Source organism: Rhodococcus sp. LW-XY12 (genome assembly GCF_019317345.1).
Classification (GTDB): domain Bacteria; phylum Actinomycetota; class Actinomycetes; order Mycobacteriales; family Mycobacteriaceae; genus Rhodococcus; species Rhodococcus pyridinivorans.
In genome coordinates this window covers 924,426-941,850 of sequence record NZ_CP079225.1, presented here as the reverse complement: position 1 = coordinate 941,850, position 17,425 = coordinate 924,426, and the positions used below count along the sequence as shown (strand labels likewise).

General features: G+C 68.8%; 13 protein-coding genes and 1 pseudogene. 2 read left to right on the top strand and 12 right to left on the bottom strand.

Annotated elements, in window-relative coordinates; translation table 11 throughout:
* Positions 1–26: 26 nt before the first annotated feature.
* The 7 genes from KXC42_RS04510 to KXC42_RS04480 form a co-directional block, all read right to left on the bottom strand.
* Positions 27–1,823 (bottom strand): cation acetate symporter, encoded by a 1,797-nt coding sequence (locus KXC42_RS04510; protein ID WP_019289890.1) that lies wholly within the window; start codon positions 1,821–1,823, stop codon positions 27–29.
* A gap of 7 nt (positions 1,824–1,830) precedes the next feature.
* Positions 1,831–2,205, bottom strand: coding sequence for a hypothetical protein (locus tag KXC42_RS04505; RefSeq protein WP_024103122.1), 375 nt, complete (start codon positions 2,203–2,205; stop codon positions 1,831–1,833).
* Positions 2,202–2,984: a LytTR family DNA-binding domain-containing protein gene (locus tag KXC42_RS04500; RefSeq protein ID WP_006551612.1), complete on the bottom strand. Its 783-nt coding sequence runs from the start codon at positions 2,982–2,984 to the stop codon at positions 2,202–2,204. The genes KXC42_RS04505 and KXC42_RS04500 overlap by 4 nt, the downstream gene beginning before the upstream one ends.
* 31 nt (positions 2,985–3,015) lie before the next feature.
* Entirely contained in the window at positions 3,016–4,230 is a 1,215-nt protein-coding gene (locus KXC42_RS04495) for a sensor histidine kinase (RefSeq protein ID WP_024103121.1), read from the bottom strand.
* Positions 4,231–4,304: 74 nt separating this feature from the next.
* Positions 4,305–5,819: a SulP family inorganic anion transporter gene (locus KXC42_RS04490; RefSeq protein ID WP_219129974.1), complete on the bottom strand. Its 1,515-nt coding sequence runs from the start codon at positions 5,817–5,819 to the stop codon at positions 4,305–4,307.
* A 32-nt stretch (positions 5,820–5,851) separates the two neighbouring features.
* The gene (locus tag KXC42_RS04485) at positions 5,852–7,498 is read right to left on the bottom strand and encodes a Na+/H+ antiporter (protein WP_094980903.1); all 1,647 of its coding nucleotides are present in this window, start codon (positions 7,496–7,498) and stop codon (positions 5,852–5,854) included.
* A gap of 97 nt (positions 7,499–7,595) precedes the next feature.
* Positions 7,596–8,510: an alpha/beta hydrolase gene (locus KXC42_RS04480; protein ID WP_219129973.1), complete on the bottom strand. Its 915-nt coding sequence runs from the start codon at positions 8,508–8,510 to the stop codon at positions 7,596–7,598.
* 308 nt (positions 8,511–8,818) lie between these two features.
* On the opposite strand from KXC42_RS04480, the pseudogene KXC42_RS04475 reads away from it, so the two are divergent.
* Positions 8,819–10,558: pseudogene (locus KXC42_RS04475) on the top strand (glycoside hydrolase family 15 protein); the annotation flags it as partial.
* A 66-nt stretch (positions 10,559–10,624) separates the two neighbouring features.
* Positions 10,625–11,581 (top strand): TIGR03885 family FMN-dependent LLM class oxidoreductase, encoded by a 957-nt coding sequence (locus KXC42_RS04470; RefSeq protein WP_219130435.1) that lies wholly within the window; start codon positions 10,625–10,627, stop codon positions 11,579–11,581.
* Positions 11,582–11,605: 24 nt separating this feature from the next.
* On the opposite strand, the gene KXC42_RS04465 is transcribed toward KXC42_RS04470, so the two are convergent.
* The 5 genes from KXC42_RS04465 to KXC42_RS04445 all read right to left on the bottom strand — a co-directional run bounded on the left by KXC42_RS04465 (position 11,606) and on the right by KXC42_RS04445 (position 17,253).
* On the bottom strand, positions 11,606–11,890 hold the full coding sequence (locus KXC42_RS04465; RefSeq protein WP_006551618.1) for an antitoxin: 285 nt from the start codon (positions 11,888–11,890) through the stop codon (positions 11,606–11,608).
* Between the two features lie 63 nt (positions 11,891–11,953).
* Complete coding sequence (locus KXC42_RS04460; protein ID WP_024103116.1) at positions 11,954–14,431, bottom strand: HAD-IC family P-type ATPase; 2,478 nt, start codon at positions 14,429–14,431, stop codon at positions 11,954–11,956.
* Between the two features lie 52 nt (positions 14,432–14,483).
* On the bottom strand, positions 14,484–15,617 hold the full coding sequence (locus KXC42_RS04455) for an MBL fold metallo-hydrolase (RefSeq protein ID WP_024103115.1): 1,134 nt from the start codon (positions 15,615–15,617) through the stop codon (positions 14,484–14,486).
* A complete protein-coding gene (locus KXC42_RS04450; RefSeq protein ID WP_064852131.1) occupies positions 15,614–16,345 on the bottom strand; it encodes an enoyl-CoA hydratase in 732 nt (243 codons plus the stop codon). The genes KXC42_RS04455 and KXC42_RS04450 overlap by 4 nt, the downstream gene beginning before the upstream one ends.
* 107 nt (positions 16,346–16,452) lie before the next feature.
* On the bottom strand, positions 16,453–17,253 hold the full coding sequence (locus KXC42_RS04445; RefSeq protein WP_197483223.1) for an AfsR/SARP family transcriptional regulator: 801 nt from the start codon (positions 17,251–17,253) through the stop codon (positions 16,453–16,455).
* Positions 17,254–17,425: the final 172 nt, after the last annotated feature.

Below are 17,425 nucleotides of genomic sequence, written 5' to 3'. Positions count from 1 at the left end.
GTGTCCTCGTGCGACGAACGGTCACGTCACCGCGACGAACGGCGCCTCTCCCCGGGTCCCCGCCCCCGGTCGCCGAACGCTCCGAGTTCGCGGTCGCGGCCCATGCCGAGCCGCTCGGGCACGTGCATGCGAGAGAAGGTCCTGCCGACGTCGCGCGGGATCCGGCGACGCGTCAGCACGCTCACCGCGATCATCGTGACGAACGCCAGCGGCACGCTCAACGCCGCAGGATAGGCAGAGAGCACCGTCGGCCACCCTGCGGCCACCGACGGATCGATCGGCAGCAGCACGGTGGCCAGGGCGGCGCCCCCCGCAACGAGACCACCGACGACCATCCCTGCCGCGGCACCGATCGCGGTGAGGCCACGCCACCAGATCCCCAGGACCAGCAGCGGACACAGCGTCGACGCAGCGATCGCGAAGACCTGTCCCACCGAACGCGACAGGTCGAGCGAGGTCACCGACAGCGCCAGCACGAGCGGCACCACGCCCGCGAGCACCGCGGCGATCCGGAAATCGCGCACCCGTCCGCGCAGCACGTCCGTGGACAGCACGCCCGCGACACTGACCAGCAACCCGGAGGAGGTCGACAGGAAGGCCGCGATCGCGCCCGAGGCTACGAGGGCCGCGAGCAACTGCCCTCCCCAGCCGGACAGCACCGATCCCGGCAGCAAGAGCACCGCGGCGTCCGACCGTCCCGTGATGAGCAACTGCGGGACGTACAGGCGCGCGAACACTCCGAGCAGCGTCGGGAACAGATAGAACAGCCCGAGCAGCCCGATCACGGCAAAGGACGTCATGCGCGCCGCGCGACCGTCCGGGTTCGTGTAGAAGCGCACCAGCACGTGCGGCAGACCCATGGTTCCGAGGAAGGTCGCAAGCATCAGCGAGTAGACCTGGAACAACGGATGTTCGCTGCTCGCCCCCAATCCGGCCCCCGGCGACGCCCAGCTGTCGTTGTCGGTCGGCGCACCGGCCACCACCGGCACCGGAGAACCGGCATCGAGGACGAGTTCGGTGCCTGCCCCGAGGACGTGCTCTCCCGGCTCGAGTTCGAAGTCACCTGCGACCGATCGGCCGTCGATCTCCCCGGTCACCACGACCGGCAACGGCTCGGCGACCTGCACGACCACGTCGATCGTCACGTCGACGGTCGTGATCTCCGCGACGGTGGGCGGCACGGGTTCGTCGACGGCCCGGTGGTCGCCGACGAAGTGCAACGTGAGGACCAGTGCGGGCAGGGCGACCGCGGTGAGCTTGAGCCAGTACTGGAAGGCCTGCACGAACGTGATCGAGCGCATCCCACCGCCGACCACGTTGGCCACGACAATCACCCCGACCACGGCGACGCCCACCCAGTCGGGCACTCCCAGAAGGATGTTGAGCGTGAGTCCCGCGCCCTGGAACTGCGGCACCAGATACAGGATGCAGATGATCGCCACGACCATCATCGACAGCGTGCGCAGCCACTTCTCCCCCAGCCGGAACTCCGCGAAGTCCGGGACGGTGTAGGCACCCGAACGTCGCAGCGGCGCAGCGACGAACAGCAGCAGACCCAGATAGCCCGCCGTGAAACCGACGGGATACCACAGGGCATCGGCACCGAACTTCGCGACGAGCCCGGCCACCCCGAGAAAGGATGCCGCCGAGAGGTATTCACCGGAGATGGCTGCGGCGTTCCAGCGTGGCCCGACGCTGCGGGAGGCGACGAGGAAGTCCGAGGTGGTGCGCGCCATCCGCACGCCGTACACACCGATCGCGACGGTGGCGATCGCCGCGGCGACGAGACCGACGACGGTGACGACGGGAATCGATCCGCTCACGGGGTCGTCAATCGTCGGTGAGGTCGGTGAAATCCTGCTCGTTGCGTTCGGCGAGGCGCAGATACACCCACGCGATACCGAGCAGGATCGGATAACCGACCACACCGAGCAACACCCACGGCAGGCGGATCCCGAGGACCGTCACCACGGCGAGACCGGGAGCGACATGGAACAGCACCGGAATGGCGCCCAGCAGGCACACGGTGAACAGCGCGACCCGCAGGGCGAGCCCGAGCTGTGCCCGGACCAGCCCGCGGACCATCGCGTCGCCCACCTCGGTCTGTTGCTGCACCTCGACCCGGGTGCGGACCATGCGCGCCCCGCGCCGTTCGGCGAGGACAACACGCTGCCGCTGCGGGGGCGATCCGCCGGTGGTGCTCATCGCGACGTCCACGACTGCATCGGACCGCGGATGAGCCGGTCCTTGAGTTCCCGCGTGTGCCGGCGGCTGACCGGCAGTTCGACGGGCGGGGAGTTGCTGTCGCTGCGCAGGCACACGACGAGACCCGAACCCACACTGCGGATACCGGTGACGAGCGGCAGCGCCACGAGAAAGGAGCGGTGCACGCGCAGGAAGCCGGCATCGGCCCAGCGGCTCTCGAGCGTCGATATCGGGATCCGCACCAGGTGCGAACCGGTCGCGGTGTGCAGTCGCGCGTAGTCGCCCTCGGCTTCGACCCAGTGGACCGACGAGCGCGGCACGAGCGTGGTGACACCGCCGAGCTCGACCGGGATCACGTCGTCGCTCTGGCCGGTGTCGGATGCGGCCTGCGCCGCGGGTCGGCTGCGTTCGGCGATCCGCCGGACCGCTTCGGCGAGTCGTTCCTCCCGCAGCGGCTTGAGGACGTAATCGACGGCGCCGAGGTCGAACGCCGAGACCGCGCGATCGTCGTGCGCGGTCACGAACACCACGGCCGGGGACACCGCGAAATTGCGCAGGATGCCTGCGAGTTCCAGCCCGTCGAGTCCGGGCATGTTGATGTCGAGGAAAACCGCGTCGATGCCTCCGTCGCGCAGCACGCGCAGAGCGGTCGTCGCGTCTCCCGCGGTGTGGACGACGCCGATCTCCTCCTGCGCGCGCAGCAGGTAGGCCAGCTCGTCGAGGGCGGGCGGTTCGTCGTCGACCGCCAGCACGGTCAGGTTGTCTGTGATCTCGTTCACGGCGAATCCATCGTGCCATGCCCGGTGTTCCTCACGGCCGGATACCCGCCCTGAACTTCGGCACGCGCATGCTCACCCGGGTGCCGGCCCCCGGCGCGGTCTCGACGACGAGGCCGTAGTCGTTACCGAAGGCCGCACGCAGCCGGTCGTCGACGTTGGCGAGACCCACGTGCGCGGACTCGCGGACACCGCTGCCGTGCTCGCTCTCGGCGATCGCGTCGAGCGTGCCCGATCGCAGCAGGTCCGGGTCCATGCCGATCCCGTCGTCCTCGACGCTGATGACGCAGTCGGTGCCCTCGTCCGCCGCGGTGATGGTGATCGTGCCCGTGCGAGTTTCCTTGCCCGCGATCCCGTGCCGCACGGCGTTCTCGACGAGCGGCTGCAGAGCGAGGAAGGGCAGCGTCACGTTGAGCACCTCGGGCGCGATCTGCAGGCGCACCTCGAGGGCGTTGCCGAAGCGGGCACGTTCGAGCGTCAGGTACCGGTCGATGTTGCGCAGTTCGTCGGCGAGCAGGGTGTACTCACCGGCCGCGCGGAACGAGTAGCGGGTGAAGTCGGCGAAATCCAGCAGCAGTTCGCGGGCCCGGTCCGGGTCGGTCCGGACGAACGACGCCACCGTGTTGAGCGCGTTGTAGATGAAGTGCGGACTGATCTGGGCGCGCAGCGCGCGGACCTCCGCGCGGTCGAGCCGGGCGCGGGAGGCATCGAGTTCGGCCAGCTCGATCTGACTGCACGCGTACCGCGCCACCTCGGTGATCGCGCCGAGCAGCGCCGGGCCGGGTTCGACGGTCGTCACGACGCCGAGCACCCCCGCCACACCCATGTCCTCCACGACGAGCGGCTGGGCGATCAGTGCGCGGGCCGCGAGGTCGCCGTGGTCTCGTCGCAGGTCGTGGTGCCCGACGAGCACGCGACGCTTGTCGGCGACGGCACGGCCCGCGGCGGTGATCATCGCGTCCGTCAGTTCGTCGAACGGGCCGTCCCAGGCGAGCAGGGCGCCGTTCTCGTCCAGCAGCGCCACCGCGCGCGCTTCGGCCAGCAGCATCCGCAGGTGCGGAGCGGCCTCCTTCGCGGACGACGCGTCGAGCCCGGCGCGCAGGGGGCGCGCCGCGAGGGACGCCGTGTGCAGGGTCGCGTGGACCGCGCGTTCGGCGGGTGTGGTGACCACCCGCCGGGTCCACAGCACCACCGAGACCACGACCAGCACCAGGAGCAGTACCACCGCGGCGAGCTCGATCGCGATCATGCGCTCACGTTACGTCGAATCGATCGCGGTCGAGTTGCGCCTCGACAACGGCAGTCTGCTCCCGGGAGGCGCAGTCAGTTCTCCCCACCGAGTCGGCCGGACAACCGGCGGAGGCGTTCTAGGCTCGCGCCGTCCAGTCCGACGATGGTGACCGTCTTGCCTTTGGCCGCGTACTTCTGCTGGATCGCATCGAAGGTCGCGACGGTGGACGCGTCCCAGATGTCGGCGGCGGTGAGGTCGACGACGACGTTCTCCGGGTCGCCGATGTAGTCGAACTGGAAGACGAGATCGTTGCTCGACGCCCAGAACAGTTCCCCCGTGACCCGGTAGGTGCACGTGTCGTCGCTCGTGAGGGTCCTCTCGACCGTGGTCATGTGCGCGACCCGGCGGGCGAACAGCACCATCGCGGTGAGCACTCCGAGCGACACCCCGATCGCGAGGTTGCCGGTGCTCACCGTGGCCACGACGGTGACGACCATGACGACGGTCTCGCTGAGCGGCATCAACCGCAGCGTCCGCGGGTGGACGCTGTGCCAGTCGACCGTCGCGATCGACACCATGATCATCACGGCGACGAGGGCGGCCATCGGAACCAGACCGACGATGTCGCCGAGCGCGACCACGAGGATCAGCAGGAACACGCCGGCCGCCAGGGTGGACAGACGGGTCCGTGCCCCGGAGACCTTGACGTTCATCATGGTTTGGCCGACGACGGCGCAGCCGCCCATGCCACCGAAGAATCCGGTCACGATGTTGGCGACGCCCTGGCCCCAGCCCTCGCGGGTCTTGTCCGACCGGGTGTCGGTGATGTCGTCGACGAGCTTGGCCGTCATCAGCGATTCCATGAGGCCGACGAGGGCCATCGCGAGCGCATACGGCGCGAGGATCCGGAGGGTCTCGAAGGTCAGCGGCACGTCCGGGAAGAAGAGGGTGGGCAGGCTCTCGGGCAGTTCACCCTGGTCCGCGACGTCCGGCACGTTCAGCGAGAAGGCCACGGTCACGACGGTGAGGAGCACGATCGTGACGAGCGGAGCCGGCACGGCCTCGGTGATCTTCGGGAGGAATACCAGCACCAGCAGACCTGCCGCCACCAGCGGGTAGACCATCCACGGCACGTCCACGAGGTGCGGGATCTGGGCGACGAAGACGAGGATCGCGAGCGAGTTGACGAAGCCGACCATGACGCTGCGCGGCACGAACCGCATGAGCTTGGCGACGCCGAGGAAGCTGAGCAGCACCTGGAAGACGCCGCCGAGGATCACCGTCGCGATGAGATGGTCCACCCCGTACTGCTCGGACACCGGGGCGATCACGAGTGCCACGGCCGCGGTCGCCGCCGAGATCATCGCGGGCCGTCCCCCGACGATCGCGATGGTGATGGCCATGGTCACCGAGGCGAACAGCCCGACCCGGGGGTCGACGCCGGCGATCACGGAGAAGGCGATGGCTTCCGGGATCAGGGCGAGCGCCACGACCAGGCCGGCCAGGAGTTCGGTCTTCAGACGAGCAGGTGACCGGAGAGCGAACCGAACGGAGACGTCGGTGCGGGGATCGTGCGGCACCTGTTCCGGGCCGTGCGGGGTGTTCACTTGCGGAAAGTCTACCGTTGCGCCCGGTTGTCCTACCGTTGTGCACTGCCGTCCTGACGACGGCGGCGGATGCGCTCCTCCACCGCCGCTTCGTCGATGTCCAGGCTCTCGAGCACGTCGCGGAGGATCTCGTCGTCGAGTTCACCCCGATCGCGAGCGTCGATGAGGGCCTGGCGTCGCGCCCGCAGGGATGCCCGCCGGATGTCGTCGAACAACGCGGCCAGTCGTGTTCCGGCGTCCTCCGCGGTGTCCTCGACGGTCTCCGCCTCCTGCCGGGATCGGAGTGACTTGCGTGCCTTGGCCAGCAGTCTGTCGTAGATCTCCGGGTCCACGCCGTCAGGTGGATGCGCGGCGAGTTCGGTGAGAACCCGGTCGCTCGACTCGGCCGAGATCCTGCGGGCCACGGTCATCTGTTCCTCGGTCCGCAGCCGCTCGTAGGGGTCGGTGACGTCGAGTCTGCGGATGAGCCACGGCATCGTCGCGCCCTGGATGAGGAGTGTGCCGATGGCGACGACCAGCGCGGAGATCTGGATCATCTCGCGGCCGGGGAAGGCAGCACCCGATGCGATCACCACGGGCACCCCACCGGCTGCGGCGAGGGTGACGACCCCACGCATGCCCGCCCACGACACCACGACATGTTCCCGGAAATTCAGCTGGTCGCGGCCGAGGCGTTCGGATCCGGCGCGCCGCACGAGCGCGCGTCGCCCCCAGTGCAGCAGACCCCATGCGGGTCGCACGATCATGACGACGAGCAGGATCACCACTGCACCGAGCAACGCGAGGCGCAGGTCGGCGCCGCTGTCGCGGACCTCGTCGAGGACGAACCGCAGTTGCAGGCCCATGTAGGCGAAGACGAAAGTCTCGAGCACCACGTCGACGCTCTTCCACACCGCGCGTTCCTGCAGTCGCGTGCTCACCGAGACCTCGGTGGCACGGTGCCCGATGAACAGTCCGGCGGCGACGACGGCGAGCACTCCCGAGGCGTGGATCTCCTCGGCGGCGAGATAGGCCGCGAACGGCAGCACCAGGCCGAGCACGGTCTCGAGAGGCGAGTCGTACATCCGGGCGCGGATCAGGTGGACGGCGTACGCGAGCACCAGGCCGACGGCGATCCCGCCCGCGACCTCGTAGAGGAAGAACAGGAACGGCGAGTCGGCGAGGATGTGTGTGCCGGTGACGGCCGAGATCGCCACGGTGAACAGGGTCAGGGCGGTGGCGTCGTTGACCAGACCTTCCCCGGTCAGCACCGCGATGACCCGTTTCGGCAGTCCGAGTCGCTGTCCCACGGCGACGGCACTGACCGCGTCGGTCGGTGCGACGACCGCGCCGAGAGCGAGTGCCGCACCGAAGGTCAGCGTCGCCATCATCGCGGACGCCGTCCACGCTACGACGAACGCCGTGACGAGCACCGTGTAGATCCCGAGCCGCAGGATCGACGGCAGATACTGCCGGAAGGTAGGAACCGAGAACCGCAGGGCCGACGAATACAGCAGCGGCGGCAGGACGACCCCGAGGATGACCTCCGGATCCAGTTCGAGCCGCGGCAGACCCGGCACGAACGACACCAGTGCGCCGACGGTGACGAGCACGAGCGGAGCCTGCAGGTCGCGACGCGACGCGACGGCGGTCACCGCGATCCCGGCGATGACGACCAGCAGGATCCACGCGCCGTTCATCGCGACGGCACCGTGCCAGGCATCCGGTTCACGGTGTGATGGTGACACAGCCGGCGGCCGCCCGAAGGGAACCCGCGTCCGGGTGCCGGCTCCGTGGTTACGCCTGTTCGGCCACCCCTGCGATGACGGCGCGCGTCGCGGCGATCAGCCGAGTGAGGCCGGGCTCCTCGATCGGCCAGTGCCCGCAGTTCTCGAGCAGGACGGCCTGCGTCGGCCCGGAGATGCGGTCGAGGAACCGCAGGCTGGCTTCCGGTGGGGTCCAGCGGTCGGCGGCGGGATGCACGAGCGTCACCGGGACTGCGGTGAAGTCCTCGGGTGCGGTGTGCGGGTAGGTGAACCAGTCGGCCAGAAATCCCAGCGGGATCCGGACCCCTCCCCCGAGAGAATCGGACTCGCACATGCGTGTGAGGTCACGGTCGTTGCTCATCCGGTTCATCCGCACGAGCCATCTGATCGGCAACCGGAGATCACCCGCCACCCGGGCCACAGGCGGCAGAACCGAGGGTGCCATCCTTCCGGCGAAGCCCCATCGGGCTGCAGCCGCCCGGGCTTCGGCATCGCCGGGGTCCAGGAGGCAGGTCGCGATCACCGCGGCCACCTGCCCGGTGCGAGCCGCGACCTCGTAGGCCATCATCCCGCCCATACTCGCGCCGAAGAGGACCAGCGGCCGGGGATCGTCGGCGCGTTCGGCGGCAACGAGGTCGCAGAGCAGGTCGATCCAATCGCAGTACCGGACCTGCGAGGGATGGGGTTCGACGGTGCGGCCGTAGACGGGCATGTCCGGGAAGAGGATGTCCACGTCGTCGTCCGCGGCCAGCGAGGCGAACGACCAGAGCGCCGCGGAATGGCCGCCCGCGCCGTGGATTCCCATCACGCGCACCGGAGCATCGGGGCGAGGGTTGCGGGCGATGTGGACGCGGCGACCGCGCCAGTCCCACCAGGTGGACTCCGGTTCTCGACAGGCCGATCGGTAGTTCTCGGGCAGGAACTCGGCATAGGCCGCTGCGGTCATCGTCCGATCCCTTCGTCGTCGCACGACGGGTGATGTCTGCACCACGTATACGGCGCACGATAGCTGCACGCCCTTACCTGCACAATGTCGAGAAGATGTGAAAAATTCGCTGTGGCACAACGAATCCCGGATACACGGCGGCCACGTCTTCTTCTTCGGCCACCCTGCCGGATGCCGTTCGCCCCGCCCCTCCTGCTTCCACGACGCGCCCGCACACCCGATCTCGCAGCGAGACCGGCAGGTCGTTTGCCCCGACGCAGCCGGGGTATGCAACCGATCGACCGCCGTGTACCCGGCCCCAGCGAGGAGTGCGTGTGATCCCAGCCCGCGACGACGACGGCTATGCGGACCTGCGCACCTATGCCGCGCTGGGTGACGGTGACACCGTCGCCCTCGTCGCCGAGGACGGTTCGGTGGACTGGTATCCGGTTCCGCTCCTCGATTCGCACCCGGTCTTCGCACGACTGCTCGATGCACCGGCGGGCGGTTCCGTCGAGTTGCAGCCTGTCGCCGAGTTCACCGTAGAACGCGCATACGTGACGGGTACGAACGTGCTGAGCACCGTCTTCACCACCGCGCAGGGCCGGGTCCGCGTGACCGATTCGATCGACACGGGCGTCGCCGGGCGGTTGCCGTGGGGTGAGCTCGCCCGCCGCGTCGAGGGCCTGGACGGCGAGGTCGCGATGCGCTGGACGGTCGTCCCCGGCACCGGACTGGGCCGGTACCAGCCCTGGTGCGACCGGACCGAACACGGCCCCGTCCTGCGCGTGGGGACCGTGAGCATCGGGGTACGCACGTCCGGCACGGGCGAACCGATGATCGAGCACCGCTCGATCGGCGGCGGCTTCGTCACTTCGGCCGGATCCCGGCACCTGATCGCCGTGCTGTCGACGGAGAACGAACCCCTGCCGTTGCCCGACGCCGACGCGATCGACGCCAACATCGACCGCACCGTCGACCGGTGGAAGCAGTGGTCGTCGCTCCTGCACTACGACGGGCCGTGGGCCGACGCGGTGATCCGGAGCGCGCTCGCACTGAAACTGTTGCAGAACCGATCGGGCGCGATCGCCGCAGCGGCGACGACGTCCGTTCCGGAAAGCCCGGACGGCGAGAAGAACTGGGACTACCGTTTCGCCTGGGTGCGCGACGCCGCCTATACCCTGCACGCGCTGATCCGTCTCGGCGATCGCGAGGAGGTGCACGCCGCGATGAGCTGGTTGCTCCGCGTGGTGCGCGATCAGGGCGCCGACGCGGAGGTGTTCACCCGGCTCGACGGCGGAACTCCCGACGACGAACGGCGACTGGACGTTCCGGGCTGGCGCGGCGTCGGCCCGGTGGTCGAGGGGAACCGGGCCGCAGGCCAATTGCAGCTCGGAATCTACGGCGACCTGTTCGAGATCGTGACCCTCTACAGCAGTGAGGGTTACGTGCTCGACATCGCGACCGCGCGTCTGCTCGCCCGCATCGCCGACCACACCTGCGATGTCTGGCAGCAGGCCGATCACGGCATCTGGGAGCTGCTCGAACGCGAGCATTACACGAACTCGAAGATGAGCTGCTGGCACGCGCTCGACCGCGCCGTCCGTCTCGCCGGGGTCGGGCAGATCCCGGGGACAGCGGATCGCTGGCGGCGCGAACGCGATCTCATCCGCGACTGGATCGAGGAGAACTGCTGGTCGGACGAACTGGGTTGCTACACCGCCTATCCCGGCACCGATCGGCTGGACGCGTCCGTCCTGCTCGGAGCCGTCGGCGGGTACGACCGGGGTCCGCGAATGCAGGCCACCTGCGACGCCCTGCGACGGGAACTCGGTCGCGGGCCGCTGCTCTACCGGTTCAGCGGCGCCGACAAGGAGGAAGGGACGTTCGTCGCCTGCGCGTTCTGGATGGTCGCGGCGCTGGCCGAGACGGGACGGACCGACGAGGCCACCGAACTGATGGGCGAACTCGTACCGCTCGCCAACGATGTGGGCCTGTACTCGGAGATGATCGCCGAGGACGGCACCTTCCTCGGCAATCTCCCCCAGGGGCTGAGCCATCTCGCACTCATGACGGCTGCACTGACCCTCATCGAAGAAGTACTGATCGCCGATCGACCGGAGGAGCGGACAGGTATGACGCTGATAGGTTTTCACGCCTCACACGAACAGGCGTCCCCATCCCGCCTGCTCGAGGACGTCCGGCTCGCGGAAGCGGCCGGTTTCGGGGCGGCCATGTGCTCGGACCACATCGAACCGTGGTCGCGTCACCAGGGGCACTCGGGGTTCGCGTGGTCGTGGCTCGGAGCGGCCCTGGCCACCACGGACCTACGTTTCGGTGTCGTCACCGCGACCGGCTTCCGCTACCACCCGGTCGTCACCGCCCAGGCCACCGCCACTCTGGCATCGATGTTCCCGCAGCGCTTCTGGTTCGCACTCGGCAGCGGCGAGCACTGCAACGAACGCATGTCCGGAGTCGCCTGGCCGCCCAAGGAGGAACGGCAGCAACTGCTCGGCGAGAACCTCGACATCGTGCGACGCCTGCACGCGGGCGAAGTCGTCGACCACGACGGCGCGGTGAAGGTCGACCGCGGACGGGTCTGGGACCGGCCGGAGACTCCTCCCGACATTCTGCTGCCCGCACTGACTCCCGGGACGGCCGGTCGTTTCGCCGACCGGGTCGACGGTCTCGTCACCGTGAACGCCCCGCTCGAGGACCTGCGGCGGATCCTCGGCGCCTACCGCGACGGGGGCGGTCGCGGACGGACCGTGCTGCAGGTCCATCTGAGTTGGGCGCCCACGCGGGAACGCGCTCGGGAGATCGCGCGGGAACAGTGGGCGACGAACGCCCTACCGCCGGAACTCATGGCAGAACTCGCCACGCCCGAGGAATTCGAGGCCCACGCCGCCGAACTCGACGACGGCGCTCTCGAGGGCGCGGTGATCGTGTCCGACGATCCCGCCGAACACGTCGACCGCTTGTGCGAATTCGCCGAACTCGGTTTCGACGAGATCTATCTGCACCATGTGGGGCCGGATCAGCGTCCGTTCATCGACACTTTCGGCGACACCGTACTGCCGTACCTGCCGTGAACGGGGCTGCCGCCCCTGCCTCGATCAGGGCTGACGCGGACCCGGTTGCGCTTCGGGTCCGGGACCACCCTCCGGACCGGGCTCCCCGCCGGGTCCGGGCTGCGCGCCCGGTGCGGGATTGTCGGTGGTACCCAGATGCTGACGGGCGGCGTCCTGCGCCTTGTCGACGTGCTGGGTGTACTTCCCGCCGGTACGTCCGTCCACCTGGTCTCCGACCTTCTCGATGAACTGATCGGCCTTGTCGGGGTTCTTCGAGGCGTAGTCCTTGCCCTTGTTCACAAGGCCCTTCACCGAATCCATGAAACCCATCGTTCGGTCCTTCCCTCGTCGGATCGCTGTGAGGTTCGGGCGCACCGATCCGTGCGCTGCGGGTCAGTGTACGCCCGGGAGCAGATCGCCGGAGGCGGCGAACAGGCGGCGATGCTCCCCGTGGAGACGTCCCGACACCCACCACAGGGCCTCGACGAGGACGACTCCGATCAGCCCACACGTCACCGCGATCGTCGAGTACGCGACGTTCGACGGATCGAGCGCGAAGAACTCCCGGGTGAACGGCACGGAGAACAGGATCACGTAACCGAGCACCGAACCGGCGAGCAGCACGATCTTCCACCACTGGTACGGGCGGGCGACCACGGCGAGCACCCACAGCGCGATGATCAGCAGGGTGATCAGGGCCGAGGTGCCGGCCTGGATCTTCTGCTGCTCGGTCTGCTCCGGGCCGCCGTAGACGAGCACGTAACAGACGAAGGTCGCCACACCGACGACCACGCCCGAGGGGATCGCCAGTCGCATCACGCGGGAGACGAAGCCCGAGCGTGCCCGCTCGTTGTTCGGTGCCAGCGACAGCAGGAAGGCGGGGATGCCGATGGTGAACCACGCCGCGATCGTCACGTGCCGGGGCAGGAACGGATAGGGCAACGGCTCGAAGTCGAACACCTGCGACAGCACACCCGACACGCCCACCAGGAAGGCGAGCAGCACCGAGTACACCGTCTTGGTGAGGAACAGGTTGGAGACGCGTTCGATGTTGCCGATGACCCGGCGACCCTCGGCCACCACGTAGGGCAGCGTCGCGAACTTGTTGTCGAGAAGGACGATCTGTGCGACCGCGCGGGTCGCGGGACTGCCCGACCCCATCGCGACTCCGATGTCGGCGTCCTTGAGGGCGAGCACGTCGTTGACGCCGTCGCCGGTCATCGCGACGGTGTGACCGCGCGACTGCAGCGCGCCGACCATCGAGCGCTTCTGATCGGGACGGACCCGGCCGAAGGTCGTCGAGCCTTCGACGACGTCGGCGAGTTCGTTCTCGCCCTCCGGCAGGGAACGCGCGTCGATGGGAGACGCGCTACCCGGCAGGCCGAGCGACGAGGCGACCGCACCGACGGCGATCGCGTTGTCGCCGGAGATGACCTTGACGTCGACCTGCTGGCCGGCGAAGTACTCGAGGGTCGGCTTCGCGTCCGGGCGCACCCGCTGTTCGAGGACGACGAGCGCGACGGGCGTGACCGTGCCGGGGGCGAGTTCGTCGTCGACCGGGCGGTCGCTGCATGCGAGGAGCAGCACCCGCAGCCCGCTCGAGCCGAGTTCCTCGGCGCGTCGCGCCGCCTCGGTGCCGGGGTCGAGCAGCACGTCGGGTGCGCCGAGCAGCCAGTTGCCGTGGGTGCCGTACGACTGGCCGCTCCACTTCTTCGCCGACGAGAACGGCGCGACCGCCGTCGGCTCGCCCCAGCCGGGGGCGGTGGGGAACGCCTCGGCGATCGCGAGGACGCTGGCGTTCGGACGCGGGTCGTCGGCCGCGAGCGCGGCCAGGGCGGCGCGGGCCTCGTCGAGGCCGCTGCCGTCGAGGGACTCGAGATCGGACAGGCGCATGCCGTTCTCGGTGAGCGTGCCGGTCTTGTCGGCACACACCACGTCGACGCGCGCGAGGCCTTCGATCGCCGGCAGCTCCTGCACGAGGCACTGACGACGTCCGAGGCGGACGACTCCGACCGCGAACGCGATGGACGTCATGAGCACGAGACCCTCGGGCACCATCGGCACGAGGGCGGCGACCATGCCGCTCAGCGCGGGGCCGAGCGACTCGCCGCTGGAGAAGAGCTGGTTGTAGATGATGAGCAGACCTGCCGGGATCATCAGGTAGGTGATGAAACGCAGGATCTTGTTGATGCCCGCGTTCAGCTCCGACTTCACGAGCGTGAACTTGCTCGCCTCTTCCGCGAGTCGCGCCGCGTAGGCGTCGCGGCCGACCTTCGTCGCACGGTAGGAGCCGGAGCCGGAGGCGACGAAGCTGCCCGACATCACCGTCGAGCCGGGCACCTTGTGCACGGCATCCGACTCACCCGTCAGCAGCGACTCGTCGAGTTCGAGCCCCTGGGCCTCGACCACCTCGCCGTCGACGACCAGCTGGTCGCCGGGGCCGAGCTCGATGATGTCGTCGAGCACCACCTCGCGCGGAGCGATCGGTGCGGCGATGCCGTCCCGGCGCACGACGGGTTTCGTCTGGCTGACGATGGCCAGCTTGTCGAGGGTGCGCTTGGCACGCACCTCCTGGATGATGCCGATGCCGCTGTTCGCGATGATCAGCAGACCGAACATGCCGTCGATGATCGAGCCGGTGGCCAGCACGATCAGCAGCAGCACCCCGAGGATCGCGTTGATCCGGGTGAACACGTTGGCCCGGACGATGTCCTTGACCGATCGGGACGCGCGGTCGGGGACATCGTTGGTGAGGCCACGTGCCACACGCTCGGCGACCTGCTCGGTGGACAGCCCCGTGGCTGCATGGTCGGATGCGAGGACCGGCGCCTCGCCCGTTCCCACCACCGTCGTGGGCTCTTCTACTGCCATGGCGAACCAGATTAGGGCACGAAAGCGAACAACCGGTGCCGTGGCAGGGGGATCAGCTCGACGTGAGCCACCACGGATCGACCGCGACGGACTTCGACGCATCGGACTTCGACACGTCGATCCGCTGACCCGGCATCGGCACCGCGGTGGTCACCTCCGACTCCCGCGCGGCGGGCAGCAGCCGGGTGATGGGCTCCGACCAGGCGTGGAAGGCGAGGTCGAAGGTTCCCCAGTGCACGGGGACCAACAGACTGTCGTGACGGTCGACGCCACCGAGGTCGAGATGCGTGCGCACCGCCTCCTCGGGGTTCATGTGCACGTCGGGCCATCGCTTGTCGTAGGCGCCCACGGGCAGCAATGTCAGGTCGAACGGGCCGTAGGCCTCGCCGACGTCGGCGAACCGCGGGGTGTACCCGCTGTCGCCGCCGAAGAACACCCGGCGCGTCGGCCCGGTGAACACCCACGACGACCACAACGTGATGTTGCGCTGCAGGCCGCGCCCGGAGAAGTGCCGGGCCTCGGTGCACGTGATGCGCAGGCCGTCCACCTCGACGTGTTCGTCCCAGTCGAGTTCGACGATGCGTTCCTCGGCGATCCGCCAGCGGCGCAGGTGCGCGCCCACCCCGAGCGGCACGACGAACCGGACGGTCGGCTGCAGCACGGCGAGGCTCTCGACCGTGAATCGGTCGAGATGGTCGTAGTGGTCGTGCGAGATCACCACCGTGTCGAGGCGCGGCAGGGTCTGCAGTTCGACCGGCGCCGGATGCAGACGTGCCGGGCCGACAGTCGGTGAGGGTGACACGCGCTCGCTCCACACCGGGTCGCACAGCACCCGGTAGCCGTCGACCTCGACGAGGGCGGTCGAGTGCCCGAACCACGTCACGGCGAGTTCCGCCGCGTCGACCGGCGCGAGATAGGTCGACAACGGCACCTCGGTGCGAGGTCTCCCCCGCGACCCGCGGGTGAGCAGGTCTTTCGCGAAACCGCCCGCCGCCTCGGCGCCGAGCACGGACGCAGGGTCGGTGTTGTGGAAACGACCGTCGCGGTAGCGGGGCGACGCGGCGGCGTAGGGACGGATGTCGGAGACCGAGGCGCCGATGGAACCGGGCAGGCCGTTCACGGCGCGCGCGACCCACAGCGTGCCTGCTCCGGCGAGCGCTGCCGAGACGGCGGACCGGATGTTCATCGTCCGCGGAAGGTCGGGTCGCGGCGCTCGGCACGAGCGAGCCTGGCCTCCTGGGCGTCCTCGCTGAGCCACGCCGCGGCGAGTGCGGCGGTCTGCTCGGGCGTGGCCTCGTCGCGGGTGCCGTCGTCGTTGAGGAACAACTTCATCGCGTTCAGCGACAGCGGCGCGAGCTTCGCGATCTCGTGCGCCCAGGCCTGCGCGTCGGCGAGGTCGCCGATGCGATTGGCGAGCCCACGCGCGAGAGCTTCCTCGGCGGGGACGGGTTCGGCGGCGAGGAAGACCGCGCGTGCGGGACCGCCGCCGATGAGTGAGGCGAGTCGCCGGACCGTCCAGCGGTCCACCGAGATGCCCAGGCGCGCAGCAGGAACCGCGAAACGCGCAGTGGGCGCCACGACCCTCAGATCCGCCGCGAGCGTCAGTTGGGTGCCGGCACCGATGGCCGGGCCGTTGACGGCCGCGATCACCGGGATCGGGGCGTCCACGATGGTGCGCAGCATCTCGGCGAGGCTGTCGGTGAATCCTTCGGCGTAGACGTCGCCGGAGAGATCGGCCCCGGCGCAGAAGCTCGTGCCCCGCCCGGTGATCACCACGACACGCGCGTCGTCCGCCACGGCCTTGTCCACCGCTTCGCGGATCTCCACGCACAGCTGCGTGTTGAGCGCGTTACGACGCTCTTCGCGTTGCAGTTCCACGGTCACGACGTCGCCGTCGCGGCTGATCCCGATCATGTGTCGCCCCATCCCTTCGTCACCGAACACCACGCATCATTCCACCAGGGCGGCCGACGTGTTCCGATGGCGACCGGATGCGTGCGGATCCGAAGCGGAACCGGAGGTCAGAGGGCCACCTGAACGCTGGGCCGCCCTGACTGCGACGCCAGGATCGAACGATGGATCGCGCGGATATCCGAGCCCGGTTCGACTCCGAATCCGTCACTCAGGTCTTCGCGCAACTTGCTGTACACCTCGAGAGCCTCGATCTGGCGACCCGACCGGAACAGTGCCCGCATCAACTGCCCGTGGAGAGTCTCGTGCACCGGGTATTCGAATACCAGGGCCTGAAGCTCCGAGACCACCGTGTGCAACTCACCCATATCGAGCATCACTTCGTTCCGCAGTTCGATGAGCGCCAGCTCGACTTCCTCCATCTTCTGCACGAAGGCGCCGAGCTTCGTACCCCCCTGCGCACCGCCGAGGATCGGCTTGTGGAAATCGGCGGCAGCCTTGTCGAGGGCTGCGATCGACTCCGGAAGACTGCTCTTCCGGTGGAGTTCGCGCGCCGTGTCGTATTCCACGAGGACCCGACACCAGTCCACCACGTGACGGTCCACCGCCAACCGGTAACCACGGTTCTTCGTTTCGATCAGACCCGGATCCACTCCGCACCTCTGCGCGAACATACGCAGCTGCGAGATGTACACATGTATCGATTCGCGGGCGCGACGTGGCGGCTCGGATCCCCAGACCGCGTCGATGAGAACATCGACCGGTACGGTCCGTTGCGGTTCCAGCACGAGGCACACCCACAGGGCACGTATCCGGTTCCCCGAGGGCAACTCGTGACGCGCCCCGCCCACGGTGATCTCCAGTTCACCGAGCACGGCCACATCGCTCACCCGATCCGACGCAACAGCCACAACAGTCCCCCCGTCCCGGCACAATGTCATATCACTCGAATGCTTTATGGCCGAATGCAATACGGCACACAGGGGCAGATGCCCACGCGGGAGAACTCTACAGCCGGACATACGGCGGGAAAACCGGCGATCGCGACTGTGAGCGGATTCACAGGCGTAACAGATCCCAGCT